Raw genomic sequence first — 24,778 nt, forward strand, 5'->3', positions numbered from 1 at the left:
TTTGGCGGATGCCGCATTCGAATTGGAGGGAGTAACATGTATTTTTTTGGCTATGATCCAACTTATATATTAGTGATTATCGGGGCTGTCATCTGTATTCTGGCATCCAGCCGGGTGAACCGGGTATTCAATAAATATGCCCAGGTACGCAGTCATTCAGGGATGACAGGAAGAGAAGCGGCGGAGAAAATCTTAAGGGCAAATGGAATAAACGATGTGACCGTGCAGCATGTATCGGGGAACCTGACAGACCATTATGACCCGCGCAATAAGGTGCTGAGACTGTCGGATGCGACGTATCAGTCGGCTTCGGTAGCCGCCATAGGCGTAGCCGCACATGAATGCGGCCATGCGGTACAGCATAACGTTGGTTATGCACCGCTGAAGATTCGGGGAGCGCTGGTGCCGGTCGCTAATTTCGGCTCCATGGCGGCGTGGCCGCTGATTATCATCGGCCTGTTTATCAGCGGCCAGACATCGCTGATTCTGATCAATCTGGGGATTCTGCTGTTCTCTGCGGCAGTACTGTTTCAGCTTGTCACGCTGCCCGTAGAGTTTAATGCATCCAGAAGAGCGGTGAAGGTTCTGGAGAATACCGGAATGCTTTATCCGGAAGAAGTAAGCGCGACAAAAGAAGTGCTGGGGGCAGCGGCCCTGACGTATGTAGCCAGCGCCGCATCCATGATCCTGCAGCTTCTCAGGCTGCTTTTGATCAGTGGGCGCAGGCGTGACTAACAGGTTACTGTTTACAGGCTTGCCTTTAAACAATAACCACTGACAGGAGGAAATGAGATGGCAAAGCCGTTGAGTGACAGAGAGATTGTGCTGGGTCTTTTGATGGATATTACGGAGCATGATGTGTACAGCCATATTGCTCTGGGAAATGTGCTGAGTAAATATCAGTATCTGGATAAGCAGGAACGTGCATTTATAACGAGGGTGACGGAGGGGACTCTGGAGCACCTGATCGAACTGGACTATATTCTCAACCAGTTCTCAAAAGTAGAGGTGAAAAAGATGAAGCCGGTTATCCGCAATATACTGCGGAGTGCAGTATACCAGCTGAAATACATGGACAGTGTTCCGGATTCTGCTGTGTGCAATGAAGCGGTTAAGCTGGCGGTGAAAAAGGGCTTTGCTCCGCTTAAGGGCTTTGTAAACGGAGTGCTTCGCAGTGCTGCACGTGGGATCGACGCGGTCGAATATCCGAGCGGCCCCGTGGAAGCTCTGTCTATACGGTACTCTATGCCGGAGTGGATCCTAAAGAAGTGGCTGGAGGAATATGACAGGGAGACTGTGGAGATGATGCTTGCAGATTTCCAGAAGGAGAAGCCGTTGACAATCCGCTGTAATACCAGCCGGTGTCAGCCGGCGGAACTGGAGGCCAGGCTGGAAAAAGAAGGGGTGCAGGCAGTGGGCCATCCGTACCTGTCTTATGCCTGCCGCATTACCGGATATGACTATCTGGGCGATCTGGAAAGTTTCCGGGAGGGACTGTTTGCGGTACAGGATGTCAGCTCCATGCTGGTCGGTGAGATTGCAGATCCAAAGCCGGGCGATTATATTATAGATGTTTGTGCCGCTCCGGGCGGCAAGTCCATTCATCTTGCGGACCGTCTGGCAGGAACCGGGCATGTGGAGGCACGGGATCTGACGGAATATAAGACAGCACTGATCCGGGAGAACATAGACAGGATGGGGATGGAGAATATCTCTGCGGTGCAGATGGATGCTTCTGTGCAGGACGCCTCATCTGTGTCTAAGGCTGATATTGTGATCGCGGATCTGCCCTGCTCCGGTCTTGGCGTGCTGGGGAAAAAGACGGATTTAAAATACAGGGTTACTGAAAAACAGCTGGAGGAACTGGTGCGGCTCCAACGCAGTATACTGGACGTAGTGTGCAGCTATGTAAAGCCGGGAGGGGTACTCATTTACAGCACATGTACGATTAACCGGACGGAAAACCAGGAGAATGTAAAATGGTTTTTGGCGGATCATCCGGATTTTGCCCCGGAGCAGATGAAAGAGAGCCTCTGCGCGGAACTTCAGAGCGCTGTGGGGGAGGACGGCTGTCTGCAGCTTCTGCCGGGAGTGCACGACAGCGATGGATTTTTTATTGCCAGATTGAGAAAGAAAGGTTCAGCGTAAATAATGAAGAAGGATATCCGTGCATATACATACGAAGAATTGCAGGAGGAAATGACTGCTCTTGGGGAAAAGAAGTTTCGGGCAAAGCAGTTGTATGAATGGCTCCATGTCAAGCTGGCCGGCAGTTTTGACGAGATGACGAACCTCTCGAGAGAACTCCGGGAAAGGTTGAATGAAACATATATGATTCTTCCTGTTGAGTTGCTCGAACGCCAGGAATCGAGTCTGGATGGGACGAACAAATTTCTTTTTATGCTTCATGACCAAAATGTGGTGGAAAGCGTATTCATGAGATACAAGCACGGGAACTCTGTCTGTATCTCTTCCCAGGTGGGATGCCGTATGGGCTGCAGGTTCTGTGCTTCTACGATCGGTGGTTTGGTAAGAAATCTTTCGGCATCGGAGATGCTGGGGCAGGTCTACGCGATACAGAGAATCACCGGGGAGAGGGTGTCCAATGTGGTCATCATGGGCACCGGTGAACCGCTGGACAATTATGAAAATTTTCTTCGGTTTATCAGGCTTCTGACCGATGAACACGGACTCCATATCAGCCAGAGGAATGTGACGGTTTCCACATGCGGGATTGTACCCAAGATGCGGGAGCTTGCAGAAGAAGATCTGCAGATCACGCTGGCTCTTTCCCTGCATGGAACGACACAGGAGAAGAGAAAAGAACTTATGCCGGTTGCAAACAAATATGGATTGCAGGATGTACTGCATGCATGCGATGAATATTTTGAAAAAACAGGCAGAAGGATTACCTTTGAGTACAGCCTGGTGCACGGCGTGAACGATACGGATGAAGATGCTGCAGAACTGGTCCGGATCTTAAAGCCGAGAAACTGCCATCTGAATCTGATCCCAGTGAACCCGGTCAAGGAACGCTCATTTGTGAGGCCAAGCAGGAAAAATGCCCTGAATTTCAAAAATAAACTTGAAAAAAGTGGAATAAATGTTACTATAAGAAGGGAAATGGGTGCAGATATCGATGGCGCCTGCGGGCAGCTCAGACGACGTTATGTGCAGACAAACAAAGAATAAAGGAGATATGCTATGAAGACATTTTCCATTACCGACGTTGGTATGGTACGACAAGTGAATCAAGATTATGTCTATACGACAGATAATCCGTTAGGACCTCTCCCCAACCTGTTTGTAGTTGCCGACGGCATGGGCGGACACCAGGCCGGCGATTATGCTTCAAAATATACGGTGGAAGTTCTGCAGAGAGAGCTGAAGCAGAGCGACCAGGAAGACATTGAAAAGGCGCTTGTCTCCGCGATTAAGACCGCGAACCGGGAGATCATAAAAAAGGCCTCCCAGGACTCCCATCTGAAGGGGATGGGAACCACGGTGGTCGTTGCAACGATCGTGAATCAGATGATGTATTTTGCGAATGTGGGGGACAGCAGGCTTTATCTGATCAATCAGGGTATTATTCAGCTGACCAAAGACCACTCACTGGTCGAGGAGATGGTACGTCTCGGCGGTATCAAGCCGGAGGAGGCGAAGCACCATCCGGATAAGAATATCATTACAAGGGCCATTGGGGCCAAGGACAGCGTAGAGGTAGACTTTTATGAGCACCGTCTGAAAAAGGGAGACATCATTTTGATGTGTACAGACGGACTCAGCAATATGGTGGAAGATGAAGAATTGTTCCACATCGTACAGGGGGGCAGAGACATTGTGGAATCGGCAGAGTCTCTGGTAGAAACAGCAAAAGAAAACGGCGGTACGGACAATATAGGGATTGTTCTGGTAGATCCGTTTGCGGATGAGGTGAGTATATGTTAAAAGAAGGAGTATTTTTAGGGAAACGTTATGAAATATTGAGCCGTATTGGTTCAGGTGGAATGGCGGATGTTTATAAGGGGAAAGACCATAAGCTGAATCGCTATGTGGCAATTAAGGTTTTAAAGAGTGATTTTCGCACAGATGAGATTTTTATCCAGAAGTTTTTAAGCGAGGCGCAGGCGGCAGCAGGCCTGATGCATCCCAATGTGGTAAATGTCTACGATGTGGGGCAGGACCGCGGCCTGTACTACATGGTCATGGAACTGGTCGAGGGAATCACATTAAAGGAATATATTGAAAAAAAGGGAAGACTCACTGCAAAAGAGACGATCAGCATTTCTATACAAATGGTGACAGGTATTCAGGCTGCCCATAATCAGCATATTGTCCATCGGGATATCAAACCTCAGAACATCATTATTTCCAAAGAAGGAAAAGTTAAAGTGACGGATTTTGGGATTGCGCGGGCCACTACGGCTACCAATACCATAAGTACCAATGTTATGGGATCCGTACATTACACCTCGCCTGAGCAGGCAAGAGGCGGTATTGTAGATGAAAAAAGCGATATTTATTCGGCCGGCATCACCATGTATGAGATGATCACCGGCCATGTGCCGTTTGACGGGGATTCCACCGTATCCGTTGCGATTAAGCATCTGCAGGAGGAGATCGTATCGCCTGCGGAGGAAGTGCCGGATATTCCGTACAGCCTGGAATGTATTATCATGAAGTGTACGCAGAAGAATCCGGAACGTAGATATCTGAACTGCCAGGCGCTGATTCTGGACCTGAAGCGGTCTCTTGTCAGCCCGGAAGGGAATTTCGTCAATATGTCTCCTTACGCATCCGGATCAGACACTACGGTTGTGATGTCCACGGAGGAGATGGAACGGATACAGGACCGTGATTACGGCGAGGACGATGATTATGATGACGACTATGACGGTTATGATGATGACGATTACGACGATGATGATTACGATTATGATAGTGATGAGTATGACAGCGATGATGAGGAGGACTATAGGAGGGACAGCAGGAAGAAGAATGATGTAGATCCGAATACGCGGAAGATCATGAAGATATTGATGATCGTGGCGGCGGTCATTATCGCGTTTATCCTGCTTTTTATGATCGGAAAGGCGGCTGGGCTCTTTAAGGGCGGTACGGGTCTCAAGACGACGCAGACGGAGAGCAAGGTGACGGTGCCCGATCTGGTTGGTATGACGGAAGAGGAGGCGAAGGAAGCCCTCTCCAAAAAGAATCTGGGCTATCACGTATCCGGGCGGGAGACATCCGATAAGTACGATAGTGGTGTGATTATCCGGCAGGAGACAGATGCCAAGACAAAAGTAGATAAGAATACACAGATTAATGTGGTGGTCAGCAGCGGCAAAGAAGAAAAGACCGTTATGGTTCCGAATGTTGTAGGAATGAGTGAAGACGAGGCACAGAGGATGCTGGACGACGCCAAACTGGTGGTGGATTCCACAGCGGTTTATGATAGCAGTGTAGAGGAAGGGAAGGTTATATCTACGGATCCGGCTTCCGGTGTCGAAGTAAAAGAAGGTACCAAGGTTACAATGACTGTCAGCATGGGCGCTGAGAAGGCGACGGTTCCGAATCTGGTTGACCTAAGCCAGGAAGATGCAGAGGCGGCACTGGCTGCTGTGGGGCTTGTGGGAAGTGCTTCTGAGGAGTATAGTGATAAGTATGACGCGGGAATTGTCATGTCGCAGAAGACGAAGGCTGATAAGAAAGTGGATGCGGGGACAACGGTTGAGTATGTTGTCAGTAAAGGGCCGAAGGTGGAGATGGTGACGGTTCCAAACTTAAGTAAAATGAATAAAGATCAAGCGATGCAGGCTTTACATGAAGCTGGTCTTGAAGGTAATGCTACTGAAGATTATAGCTTTGTAACCGAAGGTTTAGTTGCATCTCAATCGGTATCTCCGGGTAGTCTGCTTGAAAAGGGAGAGACGGTAGATTTTGTAATCAGCCTAGGGCAAAGTCAGCCGGATGATCCTGAGAATCCAAATAACGGTAACGGAAATGGAACTGGGGACGGAACAAGCGGCAGTGATCAAGAAGGTTATTAGTTTATGCAGGGAAAGATAATAAAGGGAATTGCCGGATTCTACTACGTACACGTAGTAGAATCCGGTATTTATGAGTGTAAAGCAAAAGGTGTATTCAGAAAAGAAAAGGTAAAGCCTCTGGTAGGGGATGACGTCGAGATCGAGATTTTAGACGAGGAGGAGAAGACCGGCAATATTGTCCGGATTCTGCCCAGAAGGAACGAATTGATCCGCCCTGCTGTGGCGAATGTTGATCAGGCGCTGGTCGTGTTTGCGGTGACAGAGCCAAAGCCTCATTTTAACCTGCTGGACAGGTTCCTTGTCATGATGGAAAGCAAGGAGATTCCGGTAGTGCTTTGTTTTAATAAGAAGGACATAGCCTCACAGCCGGAACTCAAAGAACTGCAGGAGATCTACAGCGCCTGCGGATACCGGGTCATATTCACCAGTGCTTTAAACGAGGAGAATATCGGGACTGTAAAGGAAGTGCTTCTGGGTAAGACGACCGTGATTGCGGGACCATCCGGGGTAGGAAAGTCCTCTCTGATTAATCTGCTCCAAACGGAGATCCGGATGGAGACGGGCAGTATCAGCAAAAAGATTGCAAGAGGAAAGCACACGACCAGACATTCCGAATTAATTACGATAGACGGGAATTCCTATATCATGGATACGCCTGGTTTCAGTTCCCTGTATGTCAATGATTTTGAAAAAGGGGAGCTCAAGTACTATATCAGAGAGTTTGCCCCCTATGAAGGAAAGTGCCGGTTTAACGGATGCGACCACGTGCACGAGCCGGGTTGTGCCGTAAAAGCGGCCGTGGAACATGGAGAGATTCATACCGTCCGGTATGAGGACTATCTGGAAATGTATCAGGAGTTACAGGAGAAGAAGAGGTATTAGCTTATGAAAAATATTTTGGCGCCATCTATTTTGTCAGCAGATTTTAAGGTTTTAGGAGAACAGATACGGATTACATCGGACAATGGTGCAAAGTACCTGCATTTCGATGTTATGGACGGCATGTTCGTTCCCAGTATTTCTTTTGGGATGCCCGTCCTGAAATCAATCCAGGGGGTAAGCCCCCAGGTGATGGATGTGCATCTGATGGTAACAGATCCAGGGCGTTATGTGGATGCTTTCCAGGAGGCGGGAGCAGATATTCTGACAGTTCATCTGGAAGCATGCGAGGATGTGCAGGCTGTGCTGGATAAGATCCACGCATGCGGTATGAAGGCCGGGGTAACGATTAAGCCGGCTACACCAGTGGAGGCGCTTGTGCCGTTTCTGGATCAGGCGGATATGTTTTTGATTATGAGTGTGGAGCCTGGTTTTGGCGGACAGGCATTTATTCCGGAATCATTGGACAAGATCAGAAGCCTGCGTTCTATGCTGAAAGAACGTGGACTGAATACAGACATCGAAGTCGACGGCGGGATTTGCCAAAGCAATGTGAAAGAAGTCCTGGATGCAGGCGCGAATGTAATCGTGGCAGGTTCCGCGGTATTTAAAGGAACAATTGCGGATAATGCGACAGGACTGATGGAGATTTTAAAAGAAAATGAGTAAACGAACAGTAATTGTCAGCGGCGGACTATTGGAGGATGAATTCGCCGTTGATATCTTAAAGGACGAAGAGACTGAGTTTATTATTGGTGTGGACAGGGGACTCCTCTTCCTTTACGAGCATAACATCCTCCCCGACTATATTGTAGGAGATTTCGACAGTGCACCCGTAGAGGTCATTGCGTACTATAAAGAAGAGACAAAGGTTCCGATCCGGGAATTTAATCCTGTGAAGGATGCGTCGGATACAGAGATTGCACTGCGTCTGTGTCTGGATCTGCACAGGCAGAATATTCTGATATTGGGGGCAACCGGCACTAGGCTGGACCATGTGTGGGCGAATGTGCAGACGCTGAAGGTGGCCCTGGATGCGGGGGCTGATGCCAGGATCGTGGACAGGCATAACCAGATACGGCTTCTGAAAGAGGAACTGGTTCTGAAAAAGGAAGAGGCATATGGTCCGTATTTCTCCGTATTTCCCTTGGGCGGTGAAGTGGAGGACTTTAATATAACCGGAGCCAAGTATCCTCTGAGCCATCATATACTGACGCCTTTTGACAGTCTGTGTGTCAGCAATGAAATAGAGGGGGATGAGGTGATAATCTCGTTTCCTTACGGGACGGTTGTCTTGATGGAGACACGGGACTGATGCTGTATGGGTGTGAAGTGAACAGGTATATGTAGAGGTCATGTCTTTACTCATAAAGAAGTCTGTGGCAGGCCGCAGAATAAAGATTAAGATACAGAGAGGATTTAACTTATGAAATTAGGAATTGTTGGATTACCGAATGTTGGGAAAAGCACATTGTTTAACTCATTGACAAAGGCAGGGGCGGAGTCTGCGAATTACCCGTTCTGCACGATTGATCCGAATGTGGGCGTCGTAACAGTGCCGGACAAGCGTCTTGACGTGCTGGGAGAAATGTACCACACAAAAAAGATCGTTCCCGCGGCCATCGAATTTGTAGATATAGCGGGCCTTGTAAAGGGAGCATCCAAGGGGGAAGGCCTGGGAAATCAGTTTCTCGCAAACATTCGCGAGGTTGATGCGATTGTGCATGTGGTGAGATGTTTTGAGGACGGCAACATCGTACATGTGGATGGCAGCATTGATCCGCTGCGTGATATAGAGACGATCAATCTGGAACTGATTTTCTCCGATCTCGAGATCCTGGAGAGAAGAATTGCAAAAACCACAAAGGTTGCAAGAAATGATAAAGCAGCGGCAAAAGAACTCGGCCTTCTGGAGCGGATAAAAGAGCACCTGGAAGAGAATAAAATGGCAAAAAGCTTCAGTACAGACGATGAAGACGAGCAGGGCTGGCTGGAGAGCTATAACCTGCTGACCCGCAAGCCGGTTATCTTTGCGGCAAATGTAACCGAGGACGATCTGGAAGATGACGGAGCCTCCAACGCTGGCGTGCAGGCAGTGCGTGAGTACGCAGAGCGCGAAGAGTGCGAGGTATTCGTGGTCTGTGCCCAGATTGAGCAGGAAATAGCAGAGCTGGATGACGAAGAGAAAAAAATGTTTTTAGAAGATTTAGGATTAGAAGAGTCAGGACTGGAAAAACTGATAAAAGCCAGTTACCATCTTTTGGGCCTGATCAGCTATCTGACGGCCGGTGAGCCGGAGGTCCGTGCATGGACAATCAAGCGCGGCACAAAAGCACCGCAGGCTGCCGGAAAGATCCACACCGATTTTGAGCGCGGATTTATCCGTGCAGAAATCGTAAGCTATGACGACCTGATGGCTTGTGGGACACATGCTGCGGCCAAGGAGAAAGGGCTTGTCAGACTGGAAGGAAAAGAATACGTAGTACAGGACGGAGACATTATTTTGTTTCGGTTTAATGTATAGGGGTCAGACCCCTCTGAACAATCCTACAGGAAGGGAGCATAGGACATGCATTATAATATAAATTTCCCGCATTTGGGAATTCATCTGGAACACGTAGGGAAATCGATTACTGTTTTCGGATTTGAGATTGCTTTTTACGGGATTATCATCGGATGTGCGATTTTAATTGGTTTTTTGATTGCCACATCTGAGGCGAAGCGGACGAGGCAGAATCCGGAGGATTATCTGGATATGGGTATCATCGGCGTTGTCTGCGGCATTGCAGGCGCAAGGCTGTACTATGTTGTATTCTCCTGGGATATGTATAAGGATAATCTTCTCAATATCCTGAACCTCCGTGAAGGCGGGCTGGGGATCTATGGCGGCGTGATTGCGGCGGTGATTACGGTAATTATCTGCGCGAAGGTCAAACGTCTGAACGCGCCCCAGATATTTGATACGGTGGCATTAGCGATTCTGAACGGACAGATGCTTGGACGCTGGGGGAATTTTTTTAACCGGGAGGCGTTTGGAGAATATACAGACAGCCTTTTCGCCATGCAGCTGCCTCTGGACGCGGTGCGGAATAGTGATGTGACGGAGACGATGAGGGCCAATATGCAGGTGGTGGATGGTGTCAGCTATATCCAGGTACATCCCACATTTCTGTATGAGTCGGTCTGGTGCCTGATCTTATTTATTCTGTTGTTTCTTTATAGAAAGCATAAGAAGTACGAAGGGGAATTGTTCCTGCTGTATTTGTTTGGATATGGGCTGGGAAGAGTGTGGATTGAAGGCCTAAGGACAGACCAGCTGTTAATTCCAGGGATTGGGTTCCCGGTTTCACAGCTGCTGGCCGGGCTGATTGTTGTTGTAACCGGCGGTCTTCTGATTTATCTATGGCGGAATCATAAGCGGATGCCTTTTCTGAGGAGCGGGAGGAAATATGAACCGCTGCCGGATAAGCCTGTGGGGAAGAAACGGCCGAAGGCAAAGGACAGGCTGTTTAAATAGGAGTCGCAAAATAAATGAATAGCCGCCAGCCTCCTAAGGGCACATATGCCGTTGCGAATTGCGGACACAGTCCTAAGAAATTCTAAGAAGGAGCCAGCCACGAAAGTGGGGCACGGGATGGCACATCACGAGAAATCCGATGATTTCCCGCGCTGAGCCATCCGCATTTATGATTCGGAATCATAAATGCTCCCCACTTTCGCGGCTGGCTCCTTCTAAGAATTTCTAATGTCTGCTTTAGCAATTCGCAACGGCATATGTGCCCTTAGGAGGCTGACGGCTATCCATATATTTCCCTGCGTAAAAAATTATTACGGGACGAAAGTGTTATGCTATAATTATAAAAAAAACCGGAGGCGGTCATGAAAAAGAAAAGTATCTGGATAAGCGCAGTTATTATCATTTGTCTTTTATTCTGGCTGGTTGTGAATTGCTTTGATTATGGCGCAGAGAAAAGGAAAAAGAGTGTTCAGGTAGCCGTATCGTTCAGCGATACAAAAAATGCAAGGACAACTGCTATATGGCAGGATGTTTTGGAGAATCTGGAAAGGCAGGGCTTTACAGTCGCGTGGAGAGATGCAGAAGCCGATATAGACAAGCAGAAACATGATATACAGGAATTATTAGAATATGAACCGGAATACCTGGCAGTTATGCCTGTGAAAACGATAGGACTCGAAGAAAGCCTGCGCCAGGCAGATCAGGAAAAAGCAAAGATTATCATGCTGGACAGGCTGGCCGACAACTTAGAAGACGTCTCTGTCCTGGCAGAGATCAGAACCGATGCACTGTGGGAAGGGGAAGCCTGTGCGGATCTTCTGGCACGGTTTTTCGACGGCAGAGAAGGAAAGATTCTGGAAGTACGCGGAGAAAATGGTTCGTCCATTAACAGGATGCATAATATCGGATTCAGAAACCAGTTAAGCAAGTACGGCAATCTGGAAATCACGGCAAGCACGGAGGGGAATGGGGACCGGGGAACCGCCAGGAATAATGTCATCAATTTTCTTTTAAACCATCCGGATTCCATCGGCGCTATCTTTGCCAACACGGATGAAGAAGGTATTGGAGCGGTTTATGCCCTGGAAGAGCTGGGGCTTCGGGAACAGATTACGGTAGTCTCTGTGAATGGGATCAAAGATGTGAAAACAGCGATACAGGCAGGTGGATATTATGGCTGTGTCGAGGCATCTCCATATTTGGGGAGAGAACTGGCGGAACTGATCGATAAAGACATGCAGGGGATACAGACTCAGAGCAGCATGGCGGCAAGGGGAGATGTATTTACTGTAAGTAATCTGGATGAAATGCAGGGGTATTAGAAAATGAAGAGAAAATCAATCCGGGACAAGCTGCTGAAGAACTTTGCGCTTTTTTCCCTGATACCGGTCGTACTTTTTTGTATCGTAATGCTGCTTTACATATCTGCAAATGTGCAGGAAAAAAGAAAGGATGAGATAACCACTAATCTGGGGAATCAGGCGGCCCAGCTGGATAAGCTTCTCCAGCAGGCGTATCAGATCGGTCAGACGATAGCGGGGGATGAGGTGGTTAACCGGGAATTGTCGCGGGATTTTTCGGACGCGCAGGAACTTCATGAGAGTGAAATAAAGCTGAACAGTTTATTGCTGGGGACATCCGGGTATTTTGATGAGGCCATCAAGATCTACATTGTTGGGGAAAACGGCGGCGTATATAAGGACAGCCCATACTCACTCCAGGAAAAAGATTATAAATCCCAGGACTGGTATAAGCTGATAAAAGAGATAAAGGAACCAAATTGGTTTGAACTGCACAGCGAATCCTTTTTTGTCAGTACGAATGAAACGGAATTTGTCTCTCTGGCAATCCCGGTAACGGCAGAGAAAACAGGCCGTATGCTGGGCAGTGTGATGGTAGAAGTGGCGGTATCGGATATTCTGCGCAACAGTAAGTATCAGGAGGAACGGGGAGAATTATACTTGTTTTATCCGGACACGCAGATCAGTATCAGGGACGGGCAGGTGAAGCTCTATGACGATGACAGAGTTACGCTGATCTGTGAAAATGGCATAGCAGGCCATGAGGAAGTGGTGGAAGCAATGCCAGAAGTTCTGGAGGCATCCAGGTTTCTGACATATTGGAAAAAAGATTTCCCGGAAAAAGATTTTGGGACCATATCGAAGTTTATTACGGCCTATCAGCAGCTCCACACGAATGACTGGATTATCGCCTATTACATGCCTCAGGCAGCATACTACAGTCTATTGATCACCGTGCTGGCGGTGTCGGTTATCGTAACGATCCTCCTGATTGTGATAAGCGGGTACATATCTTACCGGGTAGCTGGCAGCATTACCAGGCCGATTCTGTCCCTTAAGAAGTCCGTGGAAAAGGTGCAGGAAGGGAATTTTGAAATAGCGGTTACATGCGAATCAGAGGACGAGATCGGGGAGCTGGGGAGCCAGTTTAATGTCATGGTTGTGGAAATACGGAACCTCATGGAGCGCATTCAGAAGGAACACGAGCGGCAGCGCCACTATGAACTGCTTCTGCTCCAGGCACAGATCAATCCCCATTTCTTATATAACACGCTGGATTCCCTTATGTGGCTGATCCGCATGAACGAACAGAAGGATGCAGAGAACATGCTGGAGGCCCTGACCCGTTTCTTTAAAACAGGGTTAAACAATGGGAGAGAAGAAGTGTCCTTAAAGTATGAAATTTCGAATGTAGAAAGCTATCTGACGATTCAGCTTATGAGATATAAGAAGAAGCTTTCATTTTCCATATATCTGGAAGATGATATCAGAAATTTTGTCCTCCCGAAGCTGATTCTCCAGCCCCTGGTAGAAAACTCGATTTACCATGGAATCAAGGGAAAAGAGGACGGAGGAAAGATCCGGATTGACTGCAGGAGAGAAAATGGGAGGATCGTTCTTATGGTGGAAGACAGCGGGCTCGGAATGCCAAAGGAACGCTGCCGGAAAATCCAGAGACAGCTCTCGGAAGGGGTTGTGGAGGAATCTGAGAGCTACGGGCTTACCAATGTGAACGAGCGGCTGAAGCTTTTCTACGGAGCTGCGTGCAGGATGAAGGTTGAGAGCGAAGAAGGGGCAGGGACGAGAGTTCTGATCGAGATAAGAGAGGAGCGTATGCATGTATAGATTGGTGATAGCAGACGATGATGAAATACAGCTGAAAGGAATGTGCTGTGCGTTTCCATGGGAAGAGCTGGGGATTGAGGTGGCAGCCGGGGTCGAGGATGGGGATCAGGCGCTGGAAGCTGCGATTGAAAAGCAGGCGGATATCCTTCTGACAGATATTAAGATGTCAAATATGGACGGGCTGCGCCTGACGGAACAGATCAAAAAGCAGTGTCCGGAGATCCAGGTGGTCATCATGAGTGCTTATGATGATTTTCAATTTGCACAGAAGGCGCTGCGGCTGGGGGTGGACGATTATCTCCTGAAGCCGATTGACCTGAGCCAGCTCCGGGAGACGATGCGACAGATTGTATATCAGAAAAATGAAAAGAAACGGGCGGAGACTCTGAGAAAACACAGCAGCGGGCTGGAAGAGATCGTGCTTGAGGATGAAAAGATCCTCGAGGAGACCTTTTTTCAAAACGTGCTGAATCAGAAATACACAAGAGAAGTGTGCCGTAAACTGGAGAAGCCTTTTCAGAAACAGGAGAGTCAAAAGTGGCTTGTCATGGAGGCCATGTTTGACGATGATGAGAAGGAGGCGGAAATAAACCAGATCGTGAAGAGCGTCTGCCGGATACGCGGATACCAGTATATCTGTAGTTTTGGCCACAGGCTGATCTGCTGCTGGGGCAGCGGGGAAAGGATAGAAGCGGATGCTGGCAGCTTCAAAGAAGAATGCAGAAAAAGGATACGGGAGAGAAATATGCCAGCCACAATATCATTTATCATGGGGCCGGCGGTATCGGAGTTATACTACCTGGGTCTGTCGTACGAAAAAGTCCGCCAGATATGCAGCTACCAGTTCAGCGAGGAAAAGGGCAAGGATTTGACGGAGAAAGATCTGGATAAATATTTTGACCAGCATCATACCGTAAATAAAAGTCTTGTGGAATATCTGGCAAAATTAGTTCTGATGGGAAATACGGAGATGATCCATGAGTATGTGGAAAGGCTGAAAAATAACCTGAGGTATACGGGAAGTGATTCTTTGCTGATGCTGTCCTTTTCTCTGAGTTCCATTTTAGGGGAGCTGGGGAAAACCCGGCAGCTCACTGAAACTGGTGAAGCCGGTCTGGATGAAGTATACCGTCATGTGATCAAACAAAAAACGCTGGACGATGCAATGGAGCTTCTGGAAACGGAACTGCTAAAGATGGCTGATCATTTCAAGGCCGGAGATGCCATATCCAACGATCAGATGATCAAGAAGGCATGTGAGTATATAGAAGAGCATTTTGCCGAGCCGGGCCTCCGGATTGGTGAAGTTGCGGGGCATACGGGATTAAGTCCCAATTATTTCAGTTCGGTCTTTACGGAAGTGACAGGGGAAAGTTTTACAGATTATCTGATCGGCAGAAGGATGAAAGAGGCCCAGCTGCTCCTGACGAACTCCGATTATAAGATCCAGGAGATTGGCTATATGTCGGGATATGATAACCCTGCTTATTTTAGTGCGGCTTTTAAGAAATATACAGGTGTCAGTGTTTCACAATATAAAAAAATGATTAAAGGAATCGGGGGCGGAGAGAGCGTATAGCATCCGCCTTCTTTTTTATATAATAGGACAGCGCTCGGCACTTTCCTATTATATAAAACCCTCCGGAGGATGCACAAGCCGTGATAAGATATATAGCCGTAAAGCGTCATCGCGTCGCCAAAGTGCGCAAGCCCCTCATGAGTGAGGAGGGGAAGTTGAAGTGGGCTTGCCCACTTTGTTATTTTAATCCGAATTCTGATAAAAATGAAAGAGAGTATGATATCTAAAGTTTTTCGTATGATATTGGATTATCAGATTGGACAATGAAAATTATAATAGAACTATCTTAAATAGAACTGTTTAAATAGGAAGGAGAAAGTTTATGAAAAAGAAAGTTTTAAGTATTCTGGTAGCAGCTGTAATGGTGATGTCCCTTGGGGCATGCAGCCTGGTGAAGACTTCGGACGATTCAGCAGGAGGTTCTTCCGACACGAAAAAGAAAGAGGACGGAACCCTGAAGGTAGGGTATACCGTACAAAGCATGGAGAATGCGTATTTTGTTTCCATTGTGGAGGGGATGAAGGCAGCGGCCAAAGAAAAAGGCATTGAGCTGGTAGTTGCAGATGCTGCCGCGGATGCGTCCAAGCATATCAGTCAGATTGAAGACTTTGTATCCCAGGGAGTGGATGCCATCATCATCAGTCCAGTGGATCAGGAAGCGCCGGCAGATGCGGTAAAGAAGGCACAGGAAGCAGGAATACCGGTTATCAGCCTTGACCAGGAAGTAAAGGGTTCGGATGCATTTTTCGGTATCGATGAAGAAGAATACGGACGGCTTGGCGGAGAGCTTGCAGGGCAATGGCTGAACGAAAAAGAAAGCGACGGCACAATCGAGGATATTGCAAATGATAAGGGCGAGATCGAGGTCGTGGTTGTCCGCTATGACCAGATACCGTCAGTCATCAAACGTGCAGACGGCTTAAAACAGGGGCTGGAAGACACCTATACCGGCGACAAGAAGATCAACTATGTCTACGAGCAGAATGCCGCGGATGCCGATACAGGTTATAACCTGTCCGAAACAGCCCTCACGTCCAATCCAGGAGTCTCAATGTTCATCTGCATCAACGATTCCTCCGCGCTGGGCGTATACGAATCCTGCCTCACACATAAAGAGCACACACCGGACAATACTTGTATCATCGGTCTGGATGCACTGCCGGAAGCGCTCAAGCTGATCTCCCAGGATACAATGTATCAGGGAACCGTAGACATCAAGCCCGCCGAAAAAGGCGCGGAAGTATTGGATTTAGTCCAGGATGTACTGGAAAACGGACCGAAATCAGAACAGATCGTCTATGAAATGAGCCAGGTAACAAAAGAGAACATTGGAGATTATGATATTGAATAGGCGCTGAAAATCAAGTGTATATTTTAAGAAAATTCTGAAAATGGAGGGCAAAGGGGTCTGACCCCTATGAATGATGGAGCAGAAAATACTTGAGTTAAGACATATTACGAAGCTTTATCCCGGTGTGGTGGCCCTTGATGACGTCTCCCTGGGGTTTTCCCGGGGAGAGGTGCATGCGATTGTCGGTGAAAATGGAGCAGGCAAATCTACTTTTATTAAAGTGATTACCGGAGCTATTGCACCGACGCAGGGGACTCTCATATTTGAAGGAAAACAAATCGAGGACAATACGCCGCAGAAATCGATGGCGCTGGGGATCACGGCGATCTATCAGGAGCTTAATCTTCTGAAACACTTGTCTGTGGCAGAAAATATTTATTATAACCGGTACCGGAAAAAAAGAGGGCTTATTGATTTTCGTGGGATGGAAGAGGATGCGGCAAAGGTTTTAGACAGACTTGGCGTGAAAATAGATCCTAAAATGCTGGTGAAAGACCTGTCGGTCGGTTATCAGCAGCTTGTGGAAATCGCAAAGTCACTTTCACAGGATGTGAAGGTTATGATTATGGATGAGCCGTCCGCTGCTCTGACAAACAGTGAACTACAGTATTTGTTTGAGATTGTAAAAACCTTGAAGCAGGAAGGCATGGCAATCCTGTACATTTCTCACCGTATGGAAGAAATATTTCAATTGTGTGATAAAGTGTCTGTTTTCCGTGACGGGCATTACATAAAAACAATGGATGTAAAAGACACCACACAGGAAGAACTGATACGGCTGATGGTAAACCGGGAGTTAAATGATACGTTTCCGGAATTTATTCCGGATAGAGGCGAAAAAGTTCTGGAGGTACAAAACGTATGTACCGAGCTCTTAAAAGATGTATCTTTTGAGGCCTACCGCGGTGAAAGGCTCGGATTTGCAGGACTGGTCGGCGCCGGGCGTACAGAGACGGCAAGGGCGGTATACGGGGCGGATAAGATGCAGAAGGGAGAGATCCGGATCAAGGGGCGTCCCGTAAATATCCAGTCTCCGGAGGATGCCATAAAACATGGGATTGCACTGATTCCCGAGGACAGGAAGCAGCAGGGGCTGTTTTTGAACATGTCTGTTAAGGATAATATTAGTTTTGTATACGCGCCCCGGATTACAAATGTTCTTGGATTGATTAACCGAAATAAAGAAGAGGAAGCCTGCCGGCAGCAGATTGAGAAGCTGACCGTAAAAACTCCGACTATGCGGCAGCTTGTCAAGAACTTAAGCGGCGGAAACCAGCAGAAAGTTATTCTGGGAAAATGGCTCCTCATGAACTGTGATATCATCATCTTTGATGAGCCTACACGGGGGATTGATGTGGGAGCGAAACAGGAAATATACGAACTGATCAATGAACTGGCGAGACAGGGGAAAGCCGTGATCCTAATCTCCTCAGAGCTCCCGGAGCTGATGGGGATGTCTGACCGTGTTATCGTCATGGCAGAAGGGCGGATATCGGGCGAACTGAAAAAAGAGCAGATTCATCAGGAAAAAATATTAGAATTGGCGTCTAAGGCACAGGAGGTTATGTCATGAAGGAAAAGATGAATGCAAACAAAAAGAAAATAGAGTGGAATAATATGGGTATTATTATTGCATTAGCGGTAATGGTCATATTCTTTTCCTTTTCCACAACTTCATTTCTGACACCGAATAACCTGGCAAATATTGCCCGTCAGATTTCCATAGTTGGAATCTGCGCCGTTGGTATGACATGTGTGATTCTGACCGGCGGCATCGACCTCTCAATCGGATCATTGATCGGAGTTGTCGTCGTGACATGCGCTGCCTTAATGAGTAATGGCGTCAATCCCGTTCTCGTTGTATTCATAGGATTTGCCATTGGCATTGTGATAGGTATCATTAATGCAACCTGCATTACCTGTCTGAAAATACCGCCAATTATCACAACTCTCGGCATGATGATAAGCCTCAGGGGAGCCACCTATCTGATATCAGGTGGAATGCCTATCTATGGAATCCCCGAAGGATTCAAGATACTGGGGCAGGGGAGTATCGGACTGGTTCCAATCTCCATGATCATCATGGTGCTGGTATTTATCTTTGGATATATTATGCTGGGAAAAACGGTTTTTGGCAGGAGGATTTATGGCATAGGAGGCAACGAGGAGACAACCAGGCTGTCGGGAGTGAATGTTAAAAAGGAAATATATAAAATCTACACTATGGTAGGATTTCTGGGCGCTCTGGCTTCACTCATACTGATGTCAAGGGTGAACAGCGGGCAGCCGAGTGCAGGAGACGGTTACGAAATGGACATAATTACGGCCGTAGTCCTGGGCGGGGTAAGTGTCAGCGGCGGAGAAGGGAAACTGTCAAAGGTAATCGTGGGAGTTGTATTCATGGGAGTCCTTGCGAACGGCATGATGATGCTCAATATCAACGAATACTGGCAGCGGGTTGTGAAAGGAATCGTGCTGATTGTGGCGGTCGCCGTGGATATCCGGTCAAGGGAAAAGAAGGCAAAGCTAAAAACAGCGTAATGCAGAGGGAGACTTTTATGGAAAATACAAACTTAAATACCCAGGCGGCATCCTGTAAGGCTTGCCCTGCGGGCGGATCCGCAGTTAACTGCAGAACAATGTATGACCTGGGCCTGGAAACAAAACCAGATTTTTTAGAATGTATGAAACGGATATACGCGTGGTATGACGGAGAAGTTCTGGACCGTGTGCCCATACGGTTTTCGGCCCACAATGAAGAGTATGACACTGCAGATTCAGCGGACAGCTGGGGCAGTCTGAAAGAACGGTGGTTTGATACAGAATATCAGGTATCGGCCTTTGAAAAAAATTTAGATGCAAACCAATGGCTGGGGGAAACGTTCCCCATCTATTTTCCAAATCTGGGTCCCAACTTTTTCGCTGCGGTGCTGGCAGACTGCGAACTGGAATTCGGGGAAGTGACTTCCTGGTGCGAACCGCAGATATTCAGTGAGGAGGATCTGGAGAAAATATGTTTTCATCCCGGCAGCAGCTATTACCAGAAAATGCTGGAGATGATGGACTATGCTCTAGAGCGGTGTGAAGGGCGTTTTATGGTCGGCTATACGGATATGCACCCGAGCCTGGACTGTGCAGCAGCCCTGCGCGGGACGCAGGAGCTGTGTATGGATATGTACGACGACATAGAATTTGTAAAAAAACTGGTACAAAAATGTTTTGACCCCTTTTTCCCGATGATGGAAGTATTCCATGACAAGCTAAAACAAAAGAGGCAGCTTTCTGTCTCGTGGATGGATATCCCCTCCTATGGGACGATGCATATACCAAGCTGCGATATGGGGGCGATGATCTCCCAGGAATTCTTCAATGAGATCTCTCTGCCATATATAAAGAAAGAAAGCGAACACTTCGATCATAACATCTTTCACCTGGACGGAAAAGGCGTCGCAAACCATATTGACGAAATACTAAAAATCGATCAGATACAGGCCATCCAGTGGGTGCAGGGCGTAGGAGCGGATAAACCAATCATGCAGTGGGTGCCGTTCATCAAAAAGATACAGGCAGCGGGTAAAAGCATCGTTGTAGATCTCGAGCCGCAGGAACTGGAACCTTTTATAGATGCAGTATCCCCAAAGGGAATCTATCTGTGCATGAACGAAAAAAATCCAGAGGCACAAAAACAAATCATAGCGCGGTTGCTGAAGTGGGGGTAGTAGTGTGTGTGTGTGGGTGGGTGACTTGGGGGACGCCTGGGGAAAGGAGGAGACGGGGCGCGGCACAGGAGGCATATGTGGTTTTACTGGGCGGTCTATTTGCTAACTGCCACTAAAGGGGAAACAGCCGGATTTTATGGAACCGAAGGGATTCACCGCGTTTTCTGATGAAAACGCGGCTCAGCCCTTCTTGAAATTTGTTTTGGAAAACAAATTTCATCCATAAAATCCGGCTGTTTCCCCTTAAGTGGCAGTAACGCGCATTCTATGCCCAGTAAAACCACATATGCCTCCTGTGCCGCGCCCCGTCTCCTCCTTTCCCCAGGCTGGTTCTTCCAGACAGCAGGAAAGACCAGACCCCCTCGTGGAGACTACTGAGCGTGGCGGCGTATGAATCCGTTTGGGGGAACGTACAACTAATGGGGAGTGAAGGAGAGCTTTCTGGAATATAGACTTTAGCAAAAGAAAAAACATATTAATAGTTAAATTATAATGCAAAACGCCAGCACAAATCCGCAGTTCCTTTACAATCCCCTCTGGGATTTGCTCTTAACTGCCGATTGGATGCAACAGCGAATGACAAGGCGGGGACGGTGGGCGGCGGGGGCATGTACCTTCATTTTACTTCCGCTTTCTTCTACAGCTTCTTCGCGAAGTGTCAGGACATTTCACCAGCAGACATGCCCCCGCCGCCCACCGTCCCCGCCTTGTCATTCGCGTCCCCCATTCAAAATCAAGAAAAACGCCCAACCCGTTGTACTCAAAAATAAACAAAAAATGGGGTACCCTGACTAGACTTTTGCCGATTTAGGCGATATAATGGAAGCACATGTGAAAAAATAAACTTTTACAATGTAATTTTAAGGAGGAACAAGAAATGGCAAGAAAAATGAAGACCATGGATGGTAACCAGGCAGCAGCTCACGTGTCATATGCATATACGGAAGTTGCAGCAATATACCCAATCACACCATCATCTGTTATGCCAGAACATATCGATGAATGGGCTACCGAGGGCAGAGAGAACATTTTTGGACAAACTGTTCAGGTAACAGAGATGCAGTCTGAAGCGGGTGCGGCCGGAGCTGTACATGGATCATTAGCAGCGGGAGCTTTGACAACCACATTTACAGCATCTCAGGGATTGCTTTTGATGATCCCTAACTTATATAAAGTAGCCGGAGAACAATTACCAGGAGTATTCAACGTATCAGCACGTGCAATTGCAAGCCATGCACTGTCCATTTTCGGTGACCACTCTGACGTTTATGCCTGTCGCCAGACAGGAGCAGCTATGCTCTGTGAAGGCAGTGTACAGGAGGTAATGGACCTGACAGCAGTTGCACACTGTGCAGCACTTGAAGGAAAGATTCCATTTATCAATTTCTTTGACGGATTCAGAACATCCCACGAGATCCAGAAGATCGAAGCATGGGATTATGAAGACTTGAAAGATATGGTAAACATGGACGCCATCGACGCATTCCGTGCACACGCACTGAATCCGAACCACCCATGCCATAGAGGTTCCGCTCAGAATCCTGATATCTTCTTCCAGGCAAGAGAAGCATGCAATCCTTATTATGATGCTCTTCCGGGAATCGTTCAGAATTACATGGACAAGGTGAATGCCAAGATTGGTACAGATTATAAATTGTTTAACTACTATGGAGCAGAAGACGCAGAGCGCGTGATCGTAGCGATGGGTTCTGCATGTGACACAATCGAGGAGACGATTGATTACCTGCTTGCTGCAGGCGAGAAAGTCGGCGTTGTCAAAGTACGCCTTTACAGACCATTCTGCGCAGAGGCTCTGATCAATGCGATTCCTGAGACTGTTAAGACAATTTCTGTACTTGACAGAACAAAAGAGCCGGGAGCGCTTGGTGAGCCATTATACCTGGACGTTGTAGCTGCACTCAAAGGCTCCAAGTTTGATGCAGTTCCGGTATTCTCAGGACGTTACGGCTTAGGATCCAAAGACACAACACCAGCTCAGATCGTAGCTGTATTTAATAACACAGAGAAACAGAAATTCACAATCGGTATCGAAGATGATGTGACAAATCTGTCTCTGGATGCAGGCGCTCCGCTTGTAACGACTCCGGAAGGAACAATCAACTGTAAGTTCTGGGGACTTGGAGCAGACGGTACTGTCGGCGCTAACAAGAACTCCATCAAGATCATTGGTGACAACACAGACATGTACGCACAGGCTTACTTTGACTATGACTCTAAGAAGTCCGGCGGCGTTACGATGTCCCACTTACGTTTTGGTAAGAAACCGATCAAGTCAACATACCTGATCAGACAGGCTAACTTTGTAGCATGCCACAACCCATCTTATATTGACAAATATAACATGGTTCAGGAGCTGGTTGACGGAGGAACATTCCTTCTGAACTGCCCGTGGGATGCCGAAGGACTTGACAAACACTTACCGGGACAGGTAAAAGCGTTTATCGCAAACCACGGCATCAAGTTCTACACAATCGATGGTATCAAGATTGGTAAGGAGATCGGACTTGGCGGACGTATCAATACAGTTCTTCAGTCAGCATTCTTCAAACTCGCAGCGATCATTCCGGAAGAGGAAGCAATTGACCTGATGAAGAAAGCAGCTAAGGCTACTTACGGAAGAAAAGGTGACAAGATCGTACAGATGAACTACGATGCAATCGATGCAGGCGCTAAGCAGGTTGTAGAAGTTACAGTTCCGGAGAGCTGGAAAGATGCAGCTGACGAAGGCCTGACAACTCCGCATGTAAATGAAAAAGGCAAGAGAGAAATCGTTGATTTCGTTAAGAATATCCAGGCAAAAGTAAATGCACAGGAAGGAAATTCACTACCGGTATCCGCATTTAAGGATTATGTAGATGGTTCTACACCGTCAGGTACTTCCGCATACGAGAAACGCGGTATCGCAGTAGATATTCCGATGTGGAAACCAGAGAACTGTATCCAGTGTAACCGCTGTGCATATGTCTGCCCGCACGCAGTTATCCGTCCGGTTGCCCTGACAGAAGAAGAGGCAGCGAAAGTTCCGGAAGGATTCCAGACAATCGATATGGTTGGTATGCCAAACATGAAGTTTGCTATCACAGTATCTGCATATGACTGTACAGGATGTGGATCATGTGCGAATGTCTGCCCGGGCAAGAAGGGTGAAAAAGCTCTTGTTATGGAAAACATGGAAGCAAATGCAGGCGTACAGGAATACTTCGACTTTGGCAGAGAGATCCCTGTAAAACCGGAAGTTGTAACTAAGTTCAAAGAGACAACCGTTAAGGGAAGCCAGTTCAAACAGCCGCTGCTCGAATTCTCTGGAGCATGTGCAGGATGTGGTGAGACACCTTACGCGAAATTAATCACACAGTTATTCGGTGAGAGAATGTACATTGCAAATGCAACAGGATGTTCCTCTATCTGGGGCAACTCTTCACCGTCCACACCATACACAGTAACACCAGAGGGCAAAGGACCGGCATGGTGCAACTCTCTGTTCGAAGATAACGCAGAGTTTGGATATGGTATGCTGCTCGCTCAGAATACAATCAGAGAGAGAATGAAAGGCCACGTTGAGAAACTTGCTGAGAATGCAGGAAACGAAGACGTTAAGGCTGCAGCTCAGGATTACCTGGATACATTTGCAAGCGGCGCTACAAACGGAACAGCTACAGACAAGCTGGTTGCAGCTCTGGAAGCATGTGGCTGTGATTCCGAAGATAAGGCAGAACTGCTGAAGCACAAGGATTTCCTTGCTAAGAAATCCCAGTGGATCTTTGGTGGTGACGGATGGGCTTATGATATTGGATTCGGCGGCGTTGACCATGTACTGGCAAGTGGACAGGACATCAACATCATGGTATTTGATACAGAAGTTTACTCCAACACTGGCGGACAGTCATCCAAGGCTACCAAGACAGGTGCAACTGCACAGTTTGCAGCAGGCGGAAAAGAAACAAAGAAAAAAGACCTTGCCGGAATCGCTATGAGCTATGGTTATGTATATGTAGCGCAGATCGCTATGGGTGCTGATTACAACCAGACAGTAAAAGCAATTGCAGAGGCAGAGGCATATCCGGGACCATCACTCATCATCGCTTACGCTCCATGTATCAACCATGGTATTAAGAAAGGTATGAGCAAAGCTCAGACCGAGGAGCAGCTGGCAGTAGAATGTGGTTACTGGAACAACTTCAGATTCAATCCGGCAGCTGAGGGTGCGAAGTTCACACTGGACAGCAAAGAGCCAAAACAGGATGAATACCAGGCATTCCTTGACGGGGAAGTTCGTTACAATGCCCTGAAGAGAGCAAATCCAGAAAAAGCTGAAAAACTCTTTGCAAAGAATGAGAAAGAAGCTATGGAAAGATATGCTTACCTGAAGAAACTGGTTACTCTTTACGGAGAGGAATAAAAAGGCCGGTCTTCCCGCGGGAAGCGGCAGGTAATAAAAGGGGCGGTACACTTATTACAGTGTACCGCCTTTTAGATATAGCCGGCTATATGCATGGCCGGATAATGTCCTACGAGA

18 protein-coding genes are annotated in these 24,778 nt (G+C 47.6%); all 18 read left to right on the forward strand.

Annotated features, from left to right (window positions below; genetic code table 11):
* Positions 1-36: 36 nt before the first annotated feature.
* The 18 genes from MWG26_RS05670 to nifJ all read left to right on the forward strand — a co-directional run bounded on the left by MWG26_RS05670 (position 37) and on the right by nifJ (position 24,661).
* Positions 37-735 carry a zinc metallopeptidase gene (locus MWG26_RS05670; RefSeq protein WP_025655084.1) on the forward strand — a complete coding sequence of 233 codons (699 nt, stop codon included), beginning with the start codon at positions 37-39 and terminating at the stop codon, positions 733-735.
* A 57-nt stretch (positions 736-792) separates the two neighbouring features.
* On the forward strand, positions 793-2,148 hold the full coding sequence (gene rsmB, locus MWG26_RS05675; protein WP_025655085.1) for a 16S rRNA (cytosine(967)-C(5))-methyltransferase RsmB: 1,356 nt from the start codon (positions 793-795) through the stop codon (positions 2,146-2,148).
* A 3-nt stretch (positions 2,149-2,151) separates the two neighbouring features.
* Positions 2,152-3,192, forward strand: coding sequence for a dual-specificity RNA methyltransferase RlmN (gene rlmN / locus MWG26_RS05680; protein WP_025655086.1), 1,041 nt, complete (start codon positions 2,152-2,154; stop codon positions 3,190-3,192).
* A 12-nt stretch (positions 3,193-3,204) separates the two neighbouring features.
* Entirely contained in the window at positions 3,205-3,948 is a 744-nt protein-coding gene (locus tag MWG26_RS05685) for a Stp1/IreP family PP2C-type Ser/Thr phosphatase (RefSeq protein ID WP_025655087.1), read from the forward strand.
* Positions 3,942-6,050 carry a Stk1 family PASTA domain-containing Ser/Thr kinase gene (gene pknB, locus MWG26_RS05690; protein ID WP_025655088.1) on the forward strand — a complete coding sequence of 703 codons (2,109 nt, stop codon included), beginning with the start codon at positions 3,942-3,944 and terminating at the stop codon, positions 6,048-6,050. Before MWG26_RS05685 ends, pknB begins: the two co-directional genes overlap by 7 nt.
* 3 nt (positions 6,051-6,053) lie before the next feature.
* Entirely contained in the window at positions 6,054-6,932 is an 879-nt protein-coding gene (gene rsgA / locus MWG26_RS05695; protein WP_025655089.1) for a ribosome small subunit-dependent GTPase A, read from the forward strand.
* A gap of 3 nt (positions 6,933-6,935) precedes the next feature.
* On the forward strand, positions 6,936-7,598 hold the full coding sequence (rpe, locus tag MWG26_RS05700; protein WP_025655090.1) for a ribulose-phosphate 3-epimerase: 663 nt from the start codon (positions 6,936-6,938) through the stop codon (positions 7,596-7,598).
* The gene (locus tag MWG26_RS05705) at positions 7,591-8,244 is read left to right on the forward strand and encodes a thiamine diphosphokinase (protein WP_025655091.1); all 654 of its coding nucleotides are present in this window, start codon (positions 7,591-7,593) and stop codon (positions 8,242-8,244) included. Before rpe ends, MWG26_RS05705 begins: the two co-directional genes overlap by 8 nt.
* 111 nt (positions 8,245-8,355) lie before the next feature.
* Positions 8,356-9,453, forward strand: coding sequence for a redox-regulated ATPase YchF (gene ychF, locus MWG26_RS05710; RefSeq protein WP_025655092.1), 1,098 nt, complete (start codon positions 8,356-8,358; stop codon positions 9,451-9,453).
* Between the two features lie 45 nt (positions 9,454-9,498).
* Positions 9,499-10,446 (forward strand): prolipoprotein diacylglyceryl transferase, encoded by a 948-nt coding sequence (lgt, locus tag MWG26_RS05715; protein ID WP_025655093.1) that lies wholly within the window; start codon positions 9,499-9,501, stop codon positions 10,444-10,446.
* Positions 10,447-10,808: 362 nt separating this feature from the next.
* Positions 10,809-11,768, forward strand: coding sequence for a substrate-binding domain-containing protein (locus MWG26_RS05720; protein ID WP_025655094.1), 960 nt, complete (start codon positions 10,809-10,811; stop codon positions 11,766-11,768).
* A gap of 3 nt (positions 11,769-11,771) precedes the next feature.
* Positions 11,772-13,592 carry a cache domain-containing sensor histidine kinase gene (locus MWG26_RS05725; protein ID WP_025655095.1) on the forward strand — a complete coding sequence of 607 codons (1,821 nt, stop codon included), beginning with the start codon at positions 11,772-11,774 and terminating at the stop codon, positions 13,590-13,592.
* Positions 13,585-15,171, forward strand: coding sequence for a response regulator (locus MWG26_RS05730; protein WP_117440758.1), 1,587 nt, complete (start codon positions 13,585-13,587; stop codon positions 15,169-15,171). The genes MWG26_RS05725 and MWG26_RS05730 overlap by 8 nt, the downstream gene beginning before the upstream one ends.
* Positions 15,172-15,493: 322 nt before the next feature.
* Positions 15,494-16,522, forward strand: a complete 1,029-nt coding sequence (locus tag MWG26_RS05735) for a sugar ABC transporter substrate-binding protein (RefSeq protein ID WP_025655097.1) — start codon at positions 15,494-15,496, stop codon at positions 16,520-16,522.
* Positions 16,523-16,592: 70 nt separating this feature from the next.
* Complete coding sequence (locus tag MWG26_RS05740; protein WP_117440757.1) at positions 16,593-18,095, forward strand: sugar ABC transporter ATP-binding protein; 1,503 nt, start codon at positions 16,593-16,595, stop codon at positions 18,093-18,095.
* Positions 18,092-19,063 (forward strand): ABC transporter permease, encoded by a 972-nt coding sequence (locus MWG26_RS05745; protein WP_025655098.1) that lies wholly within the window; start codon positions 18,092-18,094, stop codon positions 19,061-19,063. Before MWG26_RS05740 ends, MWG26_RS05745 begins: the two co-directional genes overlap by 4 nt.
* Positions 19,064-19,080: 17 nt before the next feature.
* Complete coding sequence (locus MWG26_RS05750; protein WP_044926544.1) at positions 19,081-20,241, forward strand: uroporphyrinogen decarboxylase/cobalamine-independent methonine synthase family protein; 1,161 nt, start codon at positions 19,081-19,083, stop codon at positions 20,239-20,241.
* Between the two features lie 877 nt (positions 20,242-21,118).
* Entirely contained in the window at positions 21,119-24,661 is a 3,543-nt protein-coding gene (gene nifJ, locus MWG26_RS05755) for a pyruvate:ferredoxin (flavodoxin) oxidoreductase (protein ID WP_025655100.1), read from the forward strand.
* Positions 24,662-24,778: the final 117 nt, after the last annotated feature.

The organism is Faecalicatena contorta (genome assembly GCF_022835095.1).
GTDB classification, from domain to species: Bacteria; Bacillota; Clostridia; order Lachnospirales; family Lachnospiraceae; genus Faecalicatena; species Faecalicatena contorta.

Bases quoted from the DNA above. Each gene is read 5' to 3' on its own strand.
- MWG26_RS05670 (WP_025655084.1), top strand. From the start codon at position 37: ATGTATTTTTTTGGCTATGATCCAACTTATATATTAGTGATTATCGGG.
- rsmB (WP_025655085.1), top strand. From the start codon at position 793: ATGGCAAAGCCGTTGAGTGACAGAGAGATTGTGCTGGGTCTTTTGATG.
- rlmN (WP_025655086.1), top strand. From the start codon at position 2,152: ATGAAGAAGGATATCCGTGCATATACATACGAAGAATTGCAGGAGGAA.
- MWG26_RS05685 (WP_025655087.1), top strand. From the start codon at position 3,205: ATGAAGACATTTTCCATTACCGACGTTGGTATGGTACGACAAGTGAAT.
- pknB (WP_025655088.1), top strand. From the start codon at position 3,942: ATGTTAAAAGAAGGAGTATTTTTAGGGAAACGTTATGAAATATTGAGC.
- rsgA (WP_025655089.1), top strand. From the start codon at position 6,054: ATGCAGGGAAAGATAATAAAGGGAATTGCCGGATTCTACTACGTACAC.
- rpe (WP_025655090.1), top strand. From the start codon at position 6,936: ATGAAAAATATTTTGGCGCCATCTATTTTGTCAGCAGATTTTAAGGTT.
- MWG26_RS05705 (WP_025655091.1), top strand. From the start codon at position 7,591: ATGAGTAAACGAACAGTAATTGTCAGCGGCGGACTATTGGAGGATGAA.
- ychF (WP_025655092.1), top strand. From the start codon at position 8,356: ATGAAATTAGGAATTGTTGGATTACCGAATGTTGGGAAAAGCACATTG.
- lgt (WP_025655093.1), top strand. From the start codon at position 9,499: ATGCATTATAATATAAATTTCCCGCATTTGGGAATTCATCTGGAACAC.
- MWG26_RS05720 (WP_025655094.1), top strand. From the start codon at position 10,809: ATGAAAAAGAAAAGTATCTGGATAAGCGCAGTTATTATCATTTGTCTT.
- MWG26_RS05725 (WP_025655095.1), top strand. From the start codon at position 11,772: ATGAAGAGAAAATCAATCCGGGACAAGCTGCTGAAGAACTTTGCGCTT.
- MWG26_RS05730 (WP_117440758.1), top strand. From the start codon at position 13,585: ATGTATAGATTGGTGATAGCAGACGATGATGAAATACAGCTGAAAGGA.
- MWG26_RS05735 (WP_025655097.1), top strand. From the start codon at position 15,494: ATGAAAAAGAAAGTTTTAAGTATTCTGGTAGCAGCTGTAATGGTGATG.
- MWG26_RS05740 (WP_117440757.1), top strand. From the start codon at position 16,593: ATGATGGAGCAGAAAATACTTGAGTTAAGACATATTACGAAGCTTTAT.
- MWG26_RS05745 (WP_025655098.1), top strand. From the start codon at position 18,092: ATGAAGGAAAAGATGAATGCAAACAAAAAGAAAATAGAGTGGAATAAT.
- MWG26_RS05750 (WP_044926544.1), top strand. From the start codon at position 19,081: ATGGAAAATACAAACTTAAATACCCAGGCGGCATCCTGTAAGGCTTGC.
- nifJ (WP_025655100.1), top strand. From the start codon at position 21,119: ATGGCAAGAAAAATGAAGACCATGGATGGTAACCAGGCAGCAGCTCAC.